At 70.2% G+C, this 16,793-nt stretch carries 17 protein-coding genes and 1 tRNA gene; 4 read left to right on the top strand and 14 right to left on the bottom strand.

The features are described 5' to 3' along the window. Nucleotides 1–55 precede the first annotated feature (55 nt). Nucleotides 56–712, top strand: a complete 657-nt coding sequence (locus QOL88_RS23440) for an NAD(P)H-binding protein (protein WP_097223147.1) — start codon at nt 56–58, stop codon at nt 710–712. Nucleotides 713–744: 32 nt separating this feature from the next. Here the strand turns inward: QOL88_RS23440 and QOL88_RS23435 are convergent, their stop codons facing one another. After that, the gene (locus QOL88_RS23435) at nt 745–957 is read right to left on the bottom strand and encodes a hypothetical protein (RefSeq protein ID WP_097219198.1); all 213 of its coding nucleotides are present in this window, start codon (nt 955–957) and stop codon (nt 745–747) included. A 160-nt stretch (nt 958–1,117) separates the two neighbouring features. Here QOL88_RS23435 and QOL88_RS23430 point away from each other — a divergent pair, with 160 nt between their 5' ends. Beyond that, a complete protein-coding gene (locus tag QOL88_RS23430) occupies nt 1,118–1,300 on the top strand; it encodes a hypothetical protein (protein WP_097219196.1) in 183 nt (60 codons plus the stop codon). Between the two features lie 136 nt (nt 1,301–1,436). Here the strand turns inward: QOL88_RS23430 and rox are convergent, their stop codons facing one another. The 4 genes from rox to QOL88_RS23410 all read right to left on the bottom strand — a co-directional run bounded on the left by rox (nt 1,437) and on the right by QOL88_RS23410 (nt 5,197). Next, nucleotides 1,437–2,867, bottom strand: a complete 1,431-nt coding sequence (gene rox / locus QOL88_RS23425; protein WP_097219195.1) for a rifampin monooxygenase — start codon at nt 2,865–2,867, stop codon at nt 1,437–1,439. Nucleotides 2,868–3,089: 222 nt separating this feature from the next. Beyond that, nucleotides 3,090–3,647, bottom strand: coding sequence for a CAP domain-containing protein (locus QOL88_RS23420; protein WP_097219193.1), 558 nt, complete (start codon nt 3,645–3,647; stop codon nt 3,090–3,092). 295 nt (nt 3,648–3,942) lie between these two features. Further along, entirely contained in the window at nt 3,943–4,770 is an 828-nt protein-coding gene (locus tag QOL88_RS23415) for a hypothetical protein (protein WP_097219192.1), read from the bottom strand. A 345-nt stretch (nt 4,771–5,115) separates the two neighbouring features. Then, nucleotides 5,116–5,197, bottom strand: a tRNA-Tyr gene (locus QOL88_RS23410). 219 nt (nt 5,198–5,416) lie between these two features. On the opposite strand from QOL88_RS23410, the gene QOL88_RS23405 reads away from it, so the two are divergent. Further along, the gene (locus tag QOL88_RS23405; protein WP_031108414.1) at nt 5,417–5,905 is read left to right on the top strand and encodes a YajQ family cyclic di-GMP-binding protein; all 489 of its coding nucleotides are present in this window, start codon (nt 5,417–5,419) and stop codon (nt 5,903–5,905) included. Between the two features lie 311 nt (nt 5,906–6,216). Here QOL88_RS23405 and QOL88_RS23400 read toward each other — a convergent pair whose 3' ends face one another. After that, on the bottom strand, nt 6,217–6,483 hold the full coding sequence (locus QOL88_RS23400; RefSeq protein ID WP_097219189.1) for a GlsB/YeaQ/YmgE family stress response membrane protein: 267 nt from the start codon (nt 6,481–6,483) through the stop codon (nt 6,217–6,219). A 194-nt stretch (nt 6,484–6,677) separates the two neighbouring features. Here QOL88_RS23400 and QOL88_RS23395 point away from each other — a divergent pair, with 194 nt between their 5' ends. Further along, nucleotides 6,678–7,934, top strand: a complete 1,257-nt coding sequence (locus tag QOL88_RS23395; RefSeq protein WP_097219188.1) for an APC family permease — start codon at nt 6,678–6,680, stop codon at nt 7,932–7,934. 361 nt (nt 7,935–8,295) lie between these two features. Here QOL88_RS23395 and QOL88_RS23390 read toward each other — a convergent pair whose 3' ends face one another. From QOL88_RS23390 to QOL88_RS23355, 8 genes are all read right to left on the bottom strand, one after another. Further along, the gene (locus QOL88_RS23390) at nt 8,296–8,688 is read right to left on the bottom strand and encodes a YccF domain-containing protein (protein WP_031108328.1); all 393 of its coding nucleotides are present in this window, start codon (nt 8,686–8,688) and stop codon (nt 8,296–8,298) included. After that, on the bottom strand, nt 8,685–9,548 hold the full coding sequence (htpX, locus tag QOL88_RS23385; RefSeq protein ID WP_097219186.1) for a zinc metalloprotease HtpX: 864 nt from the start codon (nt 9,546–9,548) through the stop codon (nt 8,685–8,687). The genes QOL88_RS23390 and htpX overlap by 4 nt, the downstream gene beginning before the upstream one ends. Before the next feature lie 329 nt (nt 9,549–9,877). Further along, a complete protein-coding gene (locus tag QOL88_RS23380; RefSeq protein ID WP_097219184.1) occupies nt 9,878–11,401 on the bottom strand; it encodes an NADH-quinone oxidoreductase subunit N in 1,524 nt (507 codons plus the stop codon). Further along, on the bottom strand, nt 11,398–12,972 hold the full coding sequence (locus tag QOL88_RS23375) for a complex I subunit 4 family protein (protein WP_097219182.1): 1,575 nt from the start codon (nt 12,970–12,972) through the stop codon (nt 11,398–11,400). The genes QOL88_RS23380 and QOL88_RS23375 overlap by 4 nt, the downstream gene beginning before the upstream one ends. Nucleotides 12,973–12,978: 6 nt before the next feature. Beyond that, nucleotides 12,979–14,973 (bottom strand): NADH-quinone oxidoreductase subunit 5 family protein, encoded by a 1,995-nt coding sequence (locus tag QOL88_RS23370; protein WP_097219180.1) that lies wholly within the window; start codon nt 14,971–14,973, stop codon nt 12,979–12,981. Next, complete coding sequence (gene nuoK, locus QOL88_RS23365; protein ID WP_097219178.1) at nt 14,970–15,368, bottom strand: NADH-quinone oxidoreductase subunit NuoK; 399 nt, start codon at nt 15,366–15,368, stop codon at nt 14,970–14,972. The genes QOL88_RS23370 and nuoK overlap by 4 nt, the downstream gene beginning before the upstream one ends. Then, entirely contained in the window at nt 15,368–16,048 is a 681-nt protein-coding gene (locus tag QOL88_RS23360) for an NADH-quinone oxidoreductase subunit J family protein (protein ID WP_097219176.1), read from the bottom strand. The genes nuoK and QOL88_RS23360 overlap by 1 nt, the downstream gene beginning before the upstream one ends. After that, nucleotides 16,045–16,791, bottom strand: coding sequence for a NuoI/complex I 23 kDa subunit family protein (locus tag QOL88_RS23355; RefSeq protein WP_097219174.1), 747 nt, complete (start codon nt 16,789–16,791; stop codon nt 16,045–16,047). Before QOL88_RS23355 ends, QOL88_RS23360 begins: the two co-directional genes overlap by 4 nt. Nucleotides 16,792–16,793 lie beyond the last annotated feature (2 nt).

Raw genomic sequence — 16,793 nt, 5'->3', positions numbered from 1 at the left:
TGGTGTGGGCGGGGTCGTGCGGCGGGTGGTGCTGTCCAGGCGTACGGTCGAAGGCATGCGCATTGTCATCGCTGGTGGTCATGGTCAGATCGCGTTGCGGCTGGAGCGGCTGCTCGCCGCGCGCGGGGACGAGGTTGCGGGAATCATCCGCAAGGCCGAACAGGCCGACGATCTGCGGGAGGCCGGTGCTGAACCGGTCGTGCTCGACCTGGAGTCGGCGTCCGTGGACGAGGTCGCGGAGCGCCTCAGGGGCGCCGACGCGGCGGTCTTCGCGGCGGGCGCGGGCCCGGGCAGCGGGGTGGCCCGCAAGGAAACGGTGGACAAGGCCGCGGCGGTCCTCTTCGCGGACGCGGCGGTGAGGGCGGGCGTACGGCGTTTCGTGATCGTGTCGTCCATGGGCGCCGACCCGCGCCACCAGGGGGACGAGATCTTCGACGTGTATCTGCGCGCCAAGGGCGAGGCGGACGCGTACGTGCGCGGACTGGACGCCCTGGACTGGACGGTCCTGCGCCCCGGCCAACTCACCGACGACGCCGGCACCGGTCTCGTCCGCCTGGAGGCGCGCACGGGCCGAGGCCCGATCCCGCGCGACGACGTGGCCGCCGTGCTGGCGGAGCTGGTGGATACCTCCGCGACGGCCGGGCTCACTCTGGAGCTGATCAGCGGGTCGGCGCCGGTGTCGGTGGCGGTGAAGTCGGTGGCGGGCAACTGACGCCGGTGGCCGGCCGCCTGGTCGGGGCCGGCCTAGAACAGGGGTAGTTGGCCGGGGAAGTCCGGGACCGTGTAGCCGTCCAGCGAGGGTTGCTCAGGGCCCGGGCGGGCCTGGCGGCGGGAGCCCGGGCATGAGGTGAGTTCGCCGTGCTGGCGGGCGCCGGGCGGGTCGTGGCGCGCGTACCGCCCGGCGACGACGGCGATCTCGCGGCGGCACTCGGGGCAGACTCTGCGGCGGGAGGACATGGGGCAAGTGTGCCGCGCGGGTGGGCCGGACATGCCTCTCCCCTGCGGGGTCGCCCTTTTGCGGGGTGCCGCGGGCCTGCGATCCGGTTGCTTAAGTCAATCAATTGGCCTAGCTTGGTCGGGTCGCGCTGTCCCTTGACGCCCCTACGGAGGCCCGGCCATGTCCCACGCCCTTTCCCGACCCGCCGACACCGGGGGGCTCACGGCATCACGGGCGAATGGCCTGGACACCGGCGCGTACACGGTCATCGCGACCGGCTACCCGCCCCGGGCGGCGTCGCTGGCGGTCCCGAGCGCCGGCGTGGACGACCACGACATCGAACTCGCCCACGCCGGGGAATAGGCGCGGGCGAGGTGGGCGGCGGGTCCGACCGCCCCCGCCCCGTCGGCCGTTCAAGGCTCCCACCCCACCGGCCGTTCAAGGCCCCTACCCCATCGGCCGTTCAAGGCGCCTACTCCAACGGCCGTTGAAGGCTCGCTCAGCCGGTTGCCGCTCCGAACCACCGCGGCAGCCGGTCGAGCAGGTCCCGCTGGTCCTCGCCGGCCCAGGCCACGTGGCCGTCCGGTCGTAGCAACACCGCGGGCACGTCGAGTTCTTCGCTGACGTCCACGACGTGGTCGACCCGGTCCGCCCAGCCCGCCACCGAGAGCCCGCCGCCGGTCTGGTCGAGCAGCAGTCCGCGGCCGGCGCGCATCTGCTCATAGAGGCGGCCCCGCTGCCGCAAGCGCACGTCCCGCAGCCGCCGGCCGAGCAGTTCGTGGCCTTCCCCGAAGTCGTAGCGGACGGTGATCGCGGTGATCTTCTCGATCAGGTACCGGTTCACCTCCTCGAAGTCCATCAGTTCCGCCAGCAGTCGGCGCACGGCCTGCGGCCCCGGTTCGGGCGACAGCAGCTGCATCTGCGCCCGGGTGTTGTCCAGAACGGCGGCGGCTACCGGGTGGCGTTCGCTGTGGTAGCTGTCCAGCAGGCCTTCCGGTGCCCAGCCGCGCAGTGCGGCCGCCAGCTTCCAGCCGAGGTTGAACGCGTCCTGGATACCGAGGTTGAGTCCCTGCCCACCGGTCGGCGGGTGGATGTGCGCGGCGTCGCCGGCGAGCAGGACCCGGTCCACGCGGTAGCGCTCGGCCAGCCGGGTGGCGTCGCCGAAACGGGAGAGCCAGCGCGGGGAGTGCACGCCGAAGTCGGTGCCGGCGAACTTCCGCAGTTGCCGCCTGAACTCGTCGAGGGTCGGCGGGACCGTGCGGTCCTCGGTCACTCCCTCGGCGGGCACGATGACCCGGTGCACCCCGTTCCGCAACGGCATGGCCCCGAACCGGAAGTGGGTCTTGCGGACCTCGGCCATCACGGCCGCCAGCTCCTCCTGTGACGCGGTCAACTCCATCTCGCCCAGCAGCGTCTCGACCCTGGAGGGCTCGCCGGGGAAGTCGACGCCGAGCAGCTTGCGCACCGTGCTGCGGCCGCCGTCGCAACCGACGAGGTAGCGGGAGCGCAGCCGCGTGCCGTCGGCCAGTTCGGCGGTCACACCGTCGCCGTCCTGGCTCAGCCCGACGAGTGTGCGGCCGCGCCGGATGTCGGTGCCGAGTTCGGCGGCGTGCTCGGCCAGGAGGCGGTCGGTGACGGGTTGCGGGATGCCGAGGACATACCCGTGTGCGGTGTCCAGCCGGTCGGGTGACGGCTTGGTGAGGCCGGCGAAACCGCCGACCGGGTGCGTGTTGCCCTCGGCCAGGAACCGCTCAAGCAGACCGCGCTGGTCCAGCACCTCGATGCTGCGTACGTGGAGACCGAGCGCGCGGACATTCGGAGGCGGCTCCACCTCCTTCTCCAGCACGAGCACATCGACGCCGTGCAACCGCAGTTCTCCGGCCAGCATCATTCCGGTCGGGCCACCGCCGGTAATGATCACATCAATCAAGACAGACCCCAGTTTTCGCCTGTTTCCGGCTTCAGGTCGGAGATTCTGCGGCACGACGGGGGTCTTGCCGCAAGGCCCCCCATGCGCTATATGTTGAGAGTGGCAAGGAGCGGACGACTCCTTGCCTTTCCTTTTGCCCCTCCCCTCCATTGCTATGGAAAGGGGAGCTGCGGCATGTGGTGCGGCCGGCATGTGGTCTACCGAGGAAGAGCAGTGCCCGGCTCAGTATCCGGTGGCCAGGTCCAGCGTCCACCAGGGTCCCCCGCGGCCGTTCGCAACGCCGACGCCCGCGTGGGTGTAACGGCAGGTCAGGATGATGTCCCGATGCTCGGGGCTGTCGATCCAGGTGCGGACGGCGGACTCGGGAGTGCCAGGGCCCGCGGCGATGTTCTCGGCGACGTAGCCGGGGTGGTAGCCGGCGTCCCGCATCCGTGCGGCCGGGCTGCTGCCGTCGCTGCCGGTGTGGGTGAGGCGCTGCTCGCGGGCCATGTCGGCACTGTGCCGCTGGGCGGCGCGGTTGAGGGAGGTGCGGAGCCGCAGGGGCCTGCAATCGGCCCGGGCACGCTGTCGGTTGACGGCGTCGACGACCTCGGCCGCCGTGTCGTCACGGACCTGGTCCGGGCGGGTGTGAGGGGTGCTGTCCCGGGGTTGGACCGGCCCGGGCGCCGGCAGGGGCCACGAGGGTGACTCCTGGTAGGGCGGCGGCATCGGCAGGGGCGGCCCGGCCCAGGCGAAAAGGGTGACTCCCAGGGCGAGCGCGGCCCTGCGCATCCCGGTCATCTTCTCCCTCTTCTTTTCTCGGCGTTCCGCTCTCCGCGTTGTGCGTTCCTCGTTCCGCGCATCGCACTGAACACCGTAGTGATATCCATGCCTGCTGCCGCGCCGGGCCGTTCATCCGAGGGAACGGAACGGGGTGACGACACGGGGAAACGGGACGGGGTAATGGCACGGGGTGACGACACGGGGAAACGGAACGGGGTAATGGCACGGGGTAATGGCACGGGGTGACGGCACAAAGCACCGGGCTCCTTTTCGACTGCGTCTCCGCAGTTGCAAAGGAGCCCGGTGAAAGGCGTCAGCGTACGTCGACGTAGTCGGCCGCGCTGGTGGCGACGCCGGTCGTGGAGTTGCCGTAGTACACCCAGCGGTAGTAGCCGTCGACCGAGGCGGTGACCGTGGCCTTCAGCGCTCCGGTGCTGCTGGTGGTGGCCTTCTTGAGCGTCTTGTAGCTGTCGCTTCCCTTGGCGCGGAACTGCAGGCTGACGGTACGGCCGCTGTAGGCGTCGTACTTCTTCGTGCTCCAGTTCGCCCGGGTCACCTTGCCCGTGACGGTGATCGGCTTGCCCTTGGTGACCGGCTCCGGCGAGGCGTTGGTGGTGGCCTTGGCCGCGCGCTTGAGCTGGGCGGTCGCGGACCGTGTCTCCAGCTCCCCGGTCTTGAGGCCGCCGTCTGCCTTCCACAGCTTCAGTGAGACACCGACCTTCCAGGTCGTGGCGTCGCTGTTGGAGTCGACGTGCTCCTGGCTCGGGTGCGGGTCGATATAGAGGTCGCCCTCGCAGTGAGCGTGCTTGGAGTCGGTCTCGTAGCAGGTGTAGCTGCCCGGCTGGATGAAGTTCTCGCCCGTGTCCGCCGCCGTCTTGATGCTGCCGCGGTAGAGGAAGGGGTAGGCGTCGTAACGGGAGGGATTGGAGGTGGTGTAGCCGGAAGGCAGCGCGATGTCGAAACTGATGGGCGGCTCCACCTCCTTCGACGTGCCTACGACGATCGGCTTGCCGTCGTTGATGACGATGCCTGACACGGTGATACCGGTATCCGCCGCCTGAGCCGCCGGCGCGTTCAGCACCGAAAGCCCCAGCGCCCCCACGAGCGTGGCCACCGCGACGGTCCGTCTGCCTGTTTTCATTCACACCTCATCAGGAACATGCCGTTGAAAGAGGCGGCAGCCTATCTGACGCGTTCATGCCCTCCGATCGCCCGGTCGTCGGACAGAGCCTTGGGCAGAGCCAATGCCGTGGGGGCACGACGGGGGCGTTTGCCGCGTGGGTCCGTGAGGCGGGGTGAAGGCCGAGGGGCAGCTCTTTATGACCTTCGTCACGGGAGGCTTCTCCGGCTCGGCGCTGGGCGGAGCCGATCGAGTGTGCGCGGAGGTGTTCGGCGGCCTTCGAGCCGGGCGGGACGACGCCCCGGTGCAACGAAGAGACCCCCTCCGCTCTGCGTTTCCGCAGTTCGGAGGGGGTCTTCCCCAGTGTGGCGGCGCCAGGATTCGAACCTGGGAAGGCTGAGCCGGCAGATTTACAGTCTGCTCCCTTTGGCCGCTCGGGCACACCGCCGGGGTTTGCTGCCCATCGAGCCGCTTTCCGCGGCGCTCCGTGGCAACGACGTAAACAATACCCGATGCGGAGGGGTGCTCCGCCACCCGATTGATCGGCGCTCGGAGGGCCACGGGTGGCTAGGCTTGCCGGATGCGGCCCGGGACCTGAACGGGCCCTGCGACCGCCCACATACGCCGGTACGCACGATACGCACCCCGATACAAGGAGCCACAGGACATGGCCGACTCCAGTTTCGACATCGTCTCGAAGGTCGAGCGGCAGGAGGTCGACAACGCACTCAACCAGGCCGCCAAGGAGATCTCGCAGCGCTACGACTTCAAGGGCGTGGGTGCCTCGATCTCGTGGTCCGGTGAGCAGATCCTCATGGAGGCGAACTCCGAGGACCGGGTGAAGGCCATCCTCGACGTCTTCCAGTCCAAGCTGATCAAGCGGGGCATCTCGCTGAAGGCTCTGGAGGCGGGTGAGCCCCAGCTCTCCGGCAAGGAGTACAAGATCTTCTCGTCGATCAAGGAGGGCATCTCCCAGGAGAACGCCAAGAAGGTCGCGAAGACCATCCGCGACGAGGGCCCCAAGGGCGTGAAGGCGCAGGTGCAGGGCGAGGAGCTGCGCGTCAGCTCCAAGAACCGTGACGATCTGCAGGCCGTCATCGCCCTGCTGAAGGGCAAGGACTTCGACTTCGCCCTGCAGTTCGTGAACTACCGGTAGGTCCGGCCCTCGGGCTTACGCCCGCACGGATACGAGGAAGGGTGGGCGCCGGCGGTGCCCGCCCTTCTCGACTGTTGACTGCCGACTGCCGGCCTGCGGATTTCGGCTTTCGGCTTTCGGCTTTCGGCTTTCGGCTTTCGCGTGCCGGCTGTCGTCGGTTGCGCGGCCAGTCGGTGGCCCGGTCAGCCGGTGGCGGGGTCGGCTGGTGGCGGGGTCGGCTGGTGGCGGGGTCGGCTGGTGGCGCGACCAGTCGTTGGCGCGGCAAGTCGGTGACTCGGCCAGGCGGTGGCTCGGCCAGTCGGTTGGCGCGATCAGTCGCGGGAGTTGCCGAAGAGGAGCCGGTAGGCGATCAGCAGGACGAGCGATCCGCCGATCGCCGCTGCCCAGGTCGCACCGTCGTAGAAGCCCTTGGTGATCGGGTGGTCCATCCAGCGAGCCGATATCCAGCCGCCGATGAACGCGCCCGTGATGCCGATCAGGGTCGTGCCGATGAGGCCGCCGGGGTCGCGCCCCGGCAGCAGGAACTTCGCGATGGCTCCGGCCAACAGCCCCAGGATGATCCAGCTGATGATGGTCATGCCGTGAACCTGCCCTTTCACGCTGTGCCCGCACTGTCCCGGCCATGTGATCTTGCTTTCGGCCAGGCCGGGCCCGTGCGTCGTACGTCGGGCGCCCCGAGCGCGGCCTCTTTGCCCCGCACGTTCACACCGTCTTGGTGGGGAGGACGTGCGGGGCCCATCCACCGGTTGCACTGATCAGTAGGGTGCGACGCATGACAGTCTCCGGTTCCGGACTGCGCCGCACTCTCGGCGTGGGCGACGCCGTCGTCATCGGACTCGGCTCCATGGTGGGGGCCGGGATCTTCGCCGCTCTCGCACCGGCCGCGCACGCAGCCGGCTCCGGGCTTCTCCTCGGGCTCACGGTCGCCGCCGTGGTCGCGTACTGCAACGCCATGTCGTCGGCTCGCCTCGCCGCCCTGTATCCGGCCTCGGGCGGCACCTATGTGTACGGGCGGGAGCGGCTCGGGGAGTTCTGGGGGTATCTCGCCGGCTGGTCGTTCGTGGTCGGGAAGACGGCCTCCTGTGCGGCGATGGCGCTCACCGTGGGCACGTACCTCTGGCCGGAGCAGGCGCACGCGGTGGCGGTCGCGGCCGTGGTGGCGCTGACCGCGGTGAACTACGGCGGTGTCCAGAAGTCCGCGTGGCTGACGCGGGTGATCGTGGCGCTGGTCCTGGCTCTCCTCGCTTCCGTGGTGGTTGCGTGTCTGGCCTCGGGTGAGGCCGATGCCAGGCGCCTGGACATCGCGGCCTCGGGCGGGGCGGATGGGGTGCTGCAGGCGGCCGGTCTGCTGTTCTTCGCCTTCGCCGGGTATGCCCGGGTCGCGACGCTCGGCGAGGAGGTGCGGGATCCGGCGCGCACCATTCCGCGCGCGATCCCACTGGCGCTGGGCATCACGCTGGTGGTGTACGCGTGTGTGGCGGTGGCTGTCCTTTCGGTACTCGGGTCGGGCGGTCTCGGGAATGCGACGGCGCCGCTGGCCGACGCGGTGCGGGCGGCCGGAGTGCCCTCGCTGGTGCCGGTGGTGCGGCTCGGTGCGGCCGTGGCCGCGATGGGCTCGCTGCTCGCGCTGATCCTCGGGGTGTCGCGGACGACGCTGGCCATGGCGCGGGACCGGCATCTGCCGGGGGCGCTGGCCGCCGTGCATCCGCGGTTCCAGGTGCCGCACCGGGCGGAGCTGGCCGTGGGTGCGGTGGTCGCGGTCCTGGCCGCCACGGTGGACGTGCGGGGCGCGATCGGGTTCTCCTCCTTCGGTGTGCTGGCGTACTACGCCGTGGCCAACACGTCGGCTTGGACGCTGTCTTCGACGTCGGCGGCGCGGCTGGTGCCGGTGGTGGGGCTGGTCGGGTGTGTGGTGCTGGCGTTCTCGCTGCCCGTGGTGTCGGTGGTGGTGGGCGCCGGGGTGCTGGTGGTGGGGGCGGTTGGGTACGCCGTGCGAGGGCGGATGAGGGCCTGGGCGGGGCGGGGGTAGGGCCGGCCCGGCAGCCCCCTCCGCTACGGGCCTGGTGGGTCGGGTGGCCGGGTCGAGCCGGGAGGGAGCCAGACGGGGCCCGACGGGGGCCAGGCCAGGCCTCAGGAGCCTCTCGAACCGGGTTCCTCCAAGCCGCGTGGCCTGGGTCTCTTGGCGCCTTTCACCGAGGCAGCCGACGCGGAGTGCGAAGTGGTGGCCTGCGGGCGAGTGGTGTGGGTATTGGCCGTCGTACGGGTCGGCAACTGCTCGGTCGCGGTCATGGGTTCATCATGCGGGTCGCCGCCGACAACCGGGCGGGCCTGTGGATAACCCCGGGGCTGTGGAAAGTGGGGCTGTAGTCGGCGGGCCGCCGGCCCTTCCGTCAGCGCACCGCGAACGGCTCGTCCGTCCGCACGATGTCGCGGCCGAGCGGGAGCAGCGAGACGGGGATGAGCTTGAAGTTGGCGATGCCCAGCGGGATTCCGATGATGGTGACGCACAGGGCGATGCCGGTGGCGATGTGGCCGAGAGCGAGCCACCAGCCCGCGAGCACCAGCCACAGCACGTTGCCCACGCAGGACGGCGCGCCCGCGTCACGTCGCTCGATCGTCGTGTACCCGAAGGGCCACAGGGCGTAGACGCCGATGCGGAAGGCCGCGATACCGAACGGGATGCCGATGATCGTGATGCAGAGCAGCAGGCCCGCGAGCATGTAGGCGAGAAACAGCCAGAAGCCGCTCAGGACGAGCCATATGACGTTGAGTATGGTCCTCACTGGTTCCCACCTGCCATCTTCTCGAGCCGGGCGATGCGTTCCGCCATCGGCGGGTGTGTGGAGAACATCTTCGAGAGGCCCTGACCGGGCCGAAACGGGTTGGCGATCATCATGTGGCTGGCGGTCTCGATGCGCGGTTCGGGCGGCAGCGGGAGCTGTTTCGTGCCCAGTTCGAGCTTGCGCAGAGCGCTGGCGAGGGCGAGCGGGTCGCCGGTGAGCTGGGCGCCGGAGGCGTCCGCCTGGTATTCCCGGGAGCGGCTGATGGCCAGTTGGATGAGCGAGGCGGCAAGCGGGCCCAAGATCATGATCAGCAGCATGCCGAGCAGGCCGGGGCCGTCATCGTCGTCCGAGCGTCCGATGGGGATCAGCCAGGCGAAGTTGACCAGGAACATGATGACGGAGGCGAGGGCGCCTGCGACGGACGAGATGAGGATGTCCCGGTTGTAGACGTGGCTGAGTTCGTGGCCGATGACGCCGCGCAGCTCGCGCTCGTCCAGCAGGCGCATGATGCCGTCGGTGCAGCACACGGCGGCATTACGCGGGTTGCGCCCCGTGGCGAAGGCGTTGGGTGCCTCCGTCGGGGAGATGTACAGGCGCGGCATGGGCTGGCGGGCTTGGGTGGAGAGCTCGCGGACCATGCGGTAGAGCGCCGGGGCCTCGAACTCGCTCACCGGACGGGCTCGCATAGCGCGCAGTGCCAGCTTGTCGCTGTTCCAGTACGCGTACGCGTTGGTGGCCAGTGCTACCAGAACGGCGATGACGAGCCCCATGCGGCCGAAGAAGCTGCCGATGACGATGATGAGTGCGGACAGTCCTCCCAGGAGGATCGCCGTCCTGAGCCCGTTGTGCCGGCGGTGCACGGTACGTCCTCCTAGTGGTACGGCAGGGGGACCCTTGCTTGCTGTGTCTGCGGTGCCACTGGTGCCGCGTCTCACGTCCAGTGGACCTTCCCGTACTGGTCAACGCCAGGCGGGAAGCACTAGTTCCCTGGCCCGTGCGGCGGCGGGTGTGGACCGTCCGGGTGACGGCACCGGGAAGCGGCACGCGCGCGTGAGGGCGAGTGCCACACCGCGCGCGGTGTAAGCGGCCGGTTTTCGAAGAGCCCGGTCTGTTGCAGAAGGCCCCAGTGCCGGGCTGTTGCAGAAAGACCGGTGTCGGTCTGTCGCCGAAGAGCCCGGTGCCGGACCGTTCAGAAGAGCCCGGTGTCGGTGAAGCGCAGGACCAGCTGGGGGGCGCCGGACAGGGCGATGCCGAGGACGCCGGTCACGGCGATCGCGGCGGTGACCGGGCCGGGAACGCGGTGCTCCTCGGGTTCCCCCTCAGGGGCGCGGAAGAGCAGGGCCGTCCACTGGAGGTAGTAGAAGAGCGCGATGACGACGTTGACGGCCATGACCACGGCCAGCCAGCCGAGGCCGGCGTCGATGGCCGCCGAGAAGACGGTGACCTTGGCGAAGAGGCCGATGATGCCCGGTGGCAGCCCTGCGAGGCACAGGAGGAAGAAGGCCAGGAGCAGCGCGGACGCGGGGCTGGAGGCGTACAGGCCGCGGTAGTCGGCGACGCGGTTGAGGACCTTCGTCCGGCCGACGAGCGCGGCCACGGCGAAGGCGCCGAGGTTCACGGCGCCGTACATCAGGGCGTAGGCGACGGTGGAGCCGATCGACTTCTCGGCGTCCCCGGAGTACGCGGCGGCGGCGATCGGCACCAGGAGGTAGCCGGCCTGGCCGACGGAGGACCAGGCGAGCAGGCGTACCGCGCTGTACGCGCGCGTGGCCTGCTGGCGCAGGGCTCCGGCGTTACCCACGGTCATGGTGAGCGCGGCCAGGACCGCCAGTGCGGGACCCCACACGTCGGCGTACGACGGGAGGGCCACGACGGTGACGAGGATCAGGCCGCTGAAGCCGACCGCCTTGCCGATGACCGACAGGTAGGCCGCGATCGGCAGGGGCGCGCCCACATAGGTGTCGGGCACCCAGAAGTGGAAGGGCACGGCGGCCGTTTTGAAGGCGAATCCGACGAGGGTGAGGACGACTCCGGTCTGGGCGAGCGTGTGGAACTGCCCGTCGACGTCCTGGATACGGTCGGCGACCTGGGTGAGGTACAGGGTCCCCGTGGTGGCGTACACGAAGCTGATGCCCATGAGGCTGACCGCGGTCGCGGTGACCGAGGACAGGAAGAACTTCAGGGCCGCCTCGGAGGACTTCCGGTCGCCGTACTTGAGGCCGACCAGCGCGAAGGCGGGCAGGGAGGCGACCTCCAGGGCGACGATCAGGGTCGCGAGGTCGCGGGAGGCGGGCAGGAGGGCGGCGCCGGCCGCGGAGGACAGCAGCAGGAACCAGTACTCGCCTTCGGGGAGCTCCTTGCGGGCGTCCTTCAGGGCGGTGACCGACAGGAGGGCGGCGAGGAGGGCGCCGCCGAGGACCAGGAACTGGATGGCCAGGGTGAAGCGGTCGGCCGTGTAGCTGCACACGGCGGTGTCGCCGGTCAGGCAGAAGGTGCTGCGGTCGCCGTCCAGGAGGGGCAGGAGCATCGCCGTGGCGGCGGCGAGGCCCGCCACCGACGTCCAGCCGAGCAGTGTCTTGCGGTGCTCGGCGACGAACAGATCGGCGACCAGGACGACGAGTCCGACGACCGCCACGATGGTGGGCGGGGCGATCGTGAGCCAGTCGACGGACTGGACCAGCGAGGCGGCCAGGGGCTGGGCCGGGGAGCTCATCGGGTGCCTCCTGCGAGGAGCTGCTGTACGGCCGGGTCGCTCAGGCCGAGGAGTGCCTTGGGCCACAGGCCCGCGACGATGGTGAGGGCGACGAGCGGGGTCCACGCCGCGAACTCGTAGGAGCGCACGTCGGTGAGTTTCGGGGCGTCCTGGGGCAGGGCGCCCATGCAGACGCGGCGGACCACGATCAGCAGGTACGCGGCTGTCAGCAGGGTGCCGAACGCGCCGATCGCCATGAAGGTGAGGAAGGCGGAGCGGCTGAGGCCCTCCGCCGGCTGGAACGCGCCGAACAGGGCCAGCATCTCGCCCCAGAAGCCGGCCAGCCCGGGCAGTCCCAGCGAGGCGACGGCGGCGAAGGCGAGCAGGCCGCCGAGGCGCGGGGCCTTGCCGTAGAGGGCGGCTCCGGTCTCCTCGGCGAGGGTGTCGAGGTCGGTGGTACCGGTGCGGTCCTTCAGGGCGCCGACCAGGAAGAAGAGCAGGCCGGTGATGAGGCCGTGGGCGATGTTGGCGAACAGGGCGCCGTTCACGCCGGTCGGGGTCATCGTGGCGATGCCGAGCAGGACGAAGCCCATGTGGCCGACGGAGGAGTAGGCGATGAGGCGCTTGAGGTCGCCCTTCGCGCCCTGCTTGGCGAGGGCCAGGCAGGCCAGCGATCCGTAGATGATGCCCACGACGGCCAGGGCGGCGAGGTAGGGCGCGAAGGTGCGGAACCCGTCCGGCGCGATGGGCAGCAGGATCCGGACGAACCCGTACGTACCCATCTTCAGCAGGACACCGGCCAGGAGGACCGAGCCGACGGTCGGCGCTGCGGTGTGGGCGTCGGGCAGCCAGCTGTGCAACGGCCACATCGGCGTCTTGACGGCGAGCCCGATGCCGATCGACAAAACAGCGATGACCTGCACGGATGTGGTCAGCGACCGGCCGTTGTCAGTGGCGAGTGCCACCATGTCGAACGTGCCCGCCTTGATTCCGATCAGGAGCAGGCCGAGCAGCATGACCACGGAGCCGAGCAGCGTGTACAGGATGAATCGCCAGGCGGCCTGGCTCCGGCCCTCGCCGCCCCAGCGGGCGATGAGGAAGTACATCGGGATGAGGACCATCTCGAACGCGAGGAAGAACAGCACCAGGTCGAGGGCGGCGAAGGTGGCGAGTGTGCCGGACTCGAGCACGAGCAGCAGGGCGACGAAGGCCTTCGGGGTCGGCCCTTCGGGCATCTTGAAGTACGAGTAGAGCGCGCAGAGGAAGGTCAGCAGCGCGGTCAGGACCAGGAGGGGGAGGGAGATGCCGTCGATGCCGAGGTAGATGCGTACGTCGAGTGCGGGGATCCAGCTGATGTCGGTGCTGGCCTGCATTTTCGACGGCTGGTCGTGGTCGAAGCCGAGCGCGAGGACGATCGCCGCGATGAGGACCGCGCCGGTGACGGTGACGCCGTGCCGGAGCACGGCCTGCTCGGGTGACTTCCCCTTCAGTCCGGGTGGGGCCGGCAGGAGAGCGGCGGCGGCGCCGAGGAGCGGCCCGACGACGACGAACGCCAGAAGGAACTGCATCACGGACTCGTTGATATCGATCACGCCTGCTCACGCTCCCGTGGCGGCGAGGACGACGGCGACCGCGAGGACTACGGTGCCGGCGAGCAGCGCGCTCACATAGGTCTGGACGTTGCCGGTCTGGGCGCGTCGTACGGCGGCGCCGAGCCAGCGGGGCAGCGCACCCGCGCCGCGGACGTAGGTCTCGACGACCTCGCGGTCGAGGAACCGGACGAGGCTCGCTCCAGCCTGGACCGGCCGGACGAAGAGGGCCGTGTACACGGCGTCCAGGTGGAATCCGGCCGCGGCGTGCCGGTGCAGGGGGCCGAGCAGCAGACGCCCCGGGTCGGCGGGGTCCGGCGCGTAGGCGATGTCCCCGTAGGCCGGCTCGTGCGTGGCGATGGCCTCCGCCTCGACCTGGGCGGCGGGGGCCTCCGGGTGGGCCGCGACCGCGCCGAGCGGGACACGGGCGGTGAGCGCGGTGGTGTGCCGCCAGGCGGCGTAGGTGACGATGCCGCCGACCAGGGCCACGCCCGTGCCGAGCACGGAGGTGGTCAGGGTCGGGCTGAGGTCGCGGCCGTCGAACCAGTCGGGCAGCAGGCGGAACGCGAACCCTCCGAGAGCCAGGGAGGGGATGGCCAGCACCCACAGCACGACGGTCATCGTCAGCGGCTGCCGGCCGTGGTCGGGGGCTTCGATGCCCCGGCCCCGGAAGGCCAGCAGCCACAGACGCATCGCGTAGGCGGCGGTGAGCACGGCTGCGACGAGACCGGCGACGAGGACGATCCAGCCCGCCGCGGCGGGCGCGTGCTCGGTGTGGCCGGTGACGACGTGCTCGGCGACGCCGAGGACGGCCTCCTTGGAGAAGAAGCCGCTGAACGGCGGGATAGCGGCGAGCGCGAGCAGCGCCACGGTCATCGTCCAGTAGGCGTCGGGGACGCGGTCGTGCAGGTTCCGCATGCGGGACATGGCAGCGAGTGAGTTGGTCCCGGCGGCGTGGATGATCACGCCGGCCGCGAGGAACAGCAGCGCCTTGAAGGCGCCGTGGGACAGGAGGTGGAAGACGGCGGCTCCGCGGTCACCGACGGCGAGGGCGCCGGTCATGTAGCCGAGCTGGCCGATCGTCGAGTAGGCGAGGACGCGCTTGATGTCGTCCTGGGCGAGCGCGGCGAGTGCCGAGCCGGTCATCGTCACAGCGGCCATGACGGCGAGGACGACCATCGCGGCCTGGGAGGCCTCGAAGACCGGAAGGAGCCGGGCGATGAAGTAGACACCGGCGGCGACCATCGTCGCGGCGTGGATCAGCGCGGAGACGGGAGTCGGACCCGCCATCGCGTCGGGGAGCCAGGTGTGCAGCGGGAACTGCGCCGACTTGCCCGCCACACCGGCGAGGAGCAGCAGGGCGATCAGCGTCGGGTGGTCGAGTCCGCCGCTCGCGACGGTGCCGAGGATCCGGGTGATGCGGAACGAACCGGCGTCGGTGGCCAGAGCGAACAGGCCGATGAGGAAGGGGACGTCGCCGAGCTTGGTCACCAGGAAGGCCTTGAGGGAGGCGGCGCGGGCCTCCGGGGTCTCCCAGTAGTGGCCGACCAGGAAGTAGGAGCAGATGCCCATGACTTCCCAGCCGACCAGCAGCACGATCAGGTCGCCGGAGTAGACGACCAGGAACATCGCGGAGGTGAACAGGGAGACGAGGGCGGCATAGGAGGGGTAGCGCGGATCGTCGCGCAGATAGCCCGTCGAGTAGATCTGCACGCAGGATGCGACCAGGCCGACCAGCACGGCGACGAGCGCGGCGAAGCCGTCGATGTGCAGGGCGAGCTCGATCGGCACCGAGCCGGTGGGGGTGAGTTCCGTGGCCGAGTCGACGGCCGCGCCGCCGCCCTGACGTACGGCGACCATTGCGGCGAGCACCAGGGAGGTGAGCGTCGGCAGGACGGCGAGCGGGCGGGCGAAGCCCGGTGCCGTGCGGCCGAGGAGCAGGCCGGCGGCGGCGCCGAGGAACGGAAGGAGGGGGACGAGGACGGCGAGGGTGGTCGTGGTCACGCGGTGGCCTCAGCCTTCTTGGCCTCGTCTGGCTGCCCGGCCCTGCGGGCGTCGTGGTCTGGGTCGTCGGGGTCGTGCCGCTCGGAGGTGTCGCGGAGTTTGTCGATGTCCGCGGTGCCGCGGTTGCGGTGGACGGCGAGGACGATCGCCAGACCGATGCCGATCTCGGCTGCGGCGATGGCGATGGTGAACAGCGTGAGGGCCTGGCCGGAGTGGAGGGTCTCCTCGGCGGTCCTGCTGAGCCAGACGTCGAAGGCGACCAGGTTGAGGTTGACGGCGTTGAGTATCAGCTCGACCGACATCAGGACCAGGATCGCGTTGCGGCGGGCGAGGACGCCGTACAGGCCCGTGCAGAAGAGGAGCGCGGAGAGCACGGCGGGATAGGCGAGGTGCATCAGCGGGCACCTTCCTGCTCAGAACTCCCCGAACTTTCTGTAACCGTTCGGGAACTCTCGGTGTCGGCCGGGGCGTTCATAGGAGGAGAGCTCGAATCCGCCTTCGCCTTGCGGGACAGGACGATCGCGCCGACCAGGGCGGCGAGGAGGAGGACGGAGAGGGCCTCGAAGGGCAGGACCCAGTTCTGGAAGAGGCTGGAGCCGGTGGCCTGGGTGGAGCCGGAGGCGGGGCCGTCCAGGTCGATCCACGTCGTGCGGAACGCGTCGACGACGACCCAGACCAGGGCGACGGCCGCGGCGGCGGCCACGGTGAGGGCGGCCCAGCGGTTGCCGGAGTCGGCGTCCGGGGAGCGGCCGATGGGGGCTCTGGTGAGCATCAGACCGAACAGGAGGAGGACGACGACGGAACCGACGTAGATGAGGACCTGCACCCACGCGATGAACTCGGCGGTGAGCAGGAGGTATTCAACGGCGAGGCCGCCGAGGGTGACCACCAGCCACAGGGCGGCGTGCACCAGTTGCCGGGTGGTGACGGTGACGAGCGCGGCGCCGAAGGTCACCAGGCCGACCAGGAGGAAGGCGATCTCTACGCCGGTCGGGGAGAGGAAGCCGTGCGTTCCGGCGGCGGCACCGGGGGTCGGGCCCGTCGCGAGAAGCGCGGCGTTTATGGCGAGGGTCATTCCGAGCCCTCCTGCCCGGGCTTCGGCTGATCGGGCTCCGGTTGATCCGGCTTCGGCTGATCGGGACTCGGCTGATCGAGCGTCGCGTCACCCGGCTCCGGGCGGTCCGGCTTCGGCTTCGGCTGGTCGGTCTGCTGCTTGGAGTCGCCCTGCGGCAGGGTGGGCTGCTCGGCGGCGCGGGCCTGCTCGTCGGCGTGGGGCTCGGTGGCCGGCGGGGCCTGCTGGGCGGCGAGTTTGTCGGCGGTCTTGCGGGCGGTGGCGAGTTCCTTCGGTTCCTCCGCGCCGGGGTCGAGGGCCGGCGGGGCCGGGACGGTCCACATCCACTCGCGGAGCTTGTCGCGCTCGTGGGTGAGGTCGCGGATGTCGGTCTCGGCGTACTCGAACTCGGGAGACCAGAACAGGGCGTCGAAAGGACAGACCTCGATGCAGATACCGCAGTACATGCACAGGGAGAAGTCGATGGCGAAGCGGTCGAGGACGTTGCGGCTGCGCTCGCGGCCGCCCGGGGTCGCCGCCGGGACCGTCTCCTTGTGGGAGTCGATGTAGATGCACCAGTCGGGGCACTCGCGGGCGCACAGCATGCAGACCGTGCAGTTCTCCTCGAACAGGCCGATCACACCGCGGCTGCGGGGCGGGAGGTCGGGCTGGGCGTCCGGGTACTGCGCGGTGACGGACTTCTTCGTCATCGTGCGGAGGGTGACGGCCAGGCCCTTGGCGAGGCCACTGCCGGGAATGGGGGCCATGG

Source organism: Streptomyces sp. Ag82_O1-12 (assembly GCF_900182715.1).
GTDB classification, from domain to species: domain Bacteria; phylum Actinomycetota; class Actinomycetes; order Streptomycetales; family Streptomycetaceae; genus Streptomyces; species Streptomyces massasporeus.
The sequence above is the reverse complement of the archived record's forward strand: the minus strand, read 5'-3'. Positions and strand labels throughout refer to the sequence as shown.

Excerpts from the sequence above, each read along its gene's own strand:
- QOL88_RS23440 (WP_097223147.1), top strand. The coding sequence starts at position 56 with ATGCGCATTGTCATCGCTGGTGGTCATGGTCAGATCGCGTTGCGGCTG.
- QOL88_RS23435 (WP_097219198.1), bottom strand. The coding sequence starts at position 957 with ATGTCCTCCCGCCGCAGAGTCTGCCCCGAGTGCCGCCGCGAGATCGCC.
- QOL88_RS23430 (WP_097219196.1), top strand. The coding sequence starts at position 1,118 with ATGTCCCACGCCCTTTCCCGACCCGCCGACACCGGGGGGCTCACGGCA.
- QOL88_RS23420 (WP_097219193.1), bottom strand. The coding sequence starts at position 3,647 with ATGACCGGGATGCGCAGGGCCGCGCTCGCCCTGGGAGTCACCCTTTTC.
- QOL88_RS23415 (WP_097219192.1), bottom strand. The coding sequence starts at position 4,770 with ATGAAAACAGGCAGACGGACCGTCGCGGTGGCCACGCTCGTGGGGGCG.
- QOL88_RS23405 (WP_031108414.1), top strand. The coding sequence starts at position 5,417 with ATGGCCGACTCCAGTTTCGACATCGTCTCGAAGGTCGAGCGGCAGGAG.
- QOL88_RS23400 (WP_097219189.1), bottom strand. The coding sequence starts at position 6,483 with ATGACCATCATCAGCTGGATCATCCTGGGGCTGTTGGCCGGAGCCATC.
- QOL88_RS23395 (WP_097219188.1), top strand. The coding sequence starts at position 6,678 with ATGACAGTCTCCGGTTCCGGACTGCGCCGCACTCTCGGCGTGGGCGAC.
- QOL88_RS23380 (WP_097219184.1), bottom strand. The coding sequence starts at position 11,401 with ATGAGCTCCCCGGCCCAGCCCCTGGCCGCCTCGCTGGTCCAGTCCGTC.
- nuoK (WP_097219178.1), bottom strand. The coding sequence starts at position 15,368 with ATGCACCTCGCCTATCCCGCCGTGCTCTCCGCGCTCCTCTTCTGCACG.
- QOL88_RS23360 (WP_097219176.1), bottom strand. The coding sequence starts at position 16,048 with ATGACCCTCGCCATAAACGCCGCGCTTCTCGCGACGGGCCCGACCCCC.
- QOL88_RS23355 (WP_097219174.1), bottom strand. The coding sequence starts at position 16,791 with ATGGCCCCCATTCCCGGCAGTGGCCTCGCCAAGGGCCTGGCCGTCACC.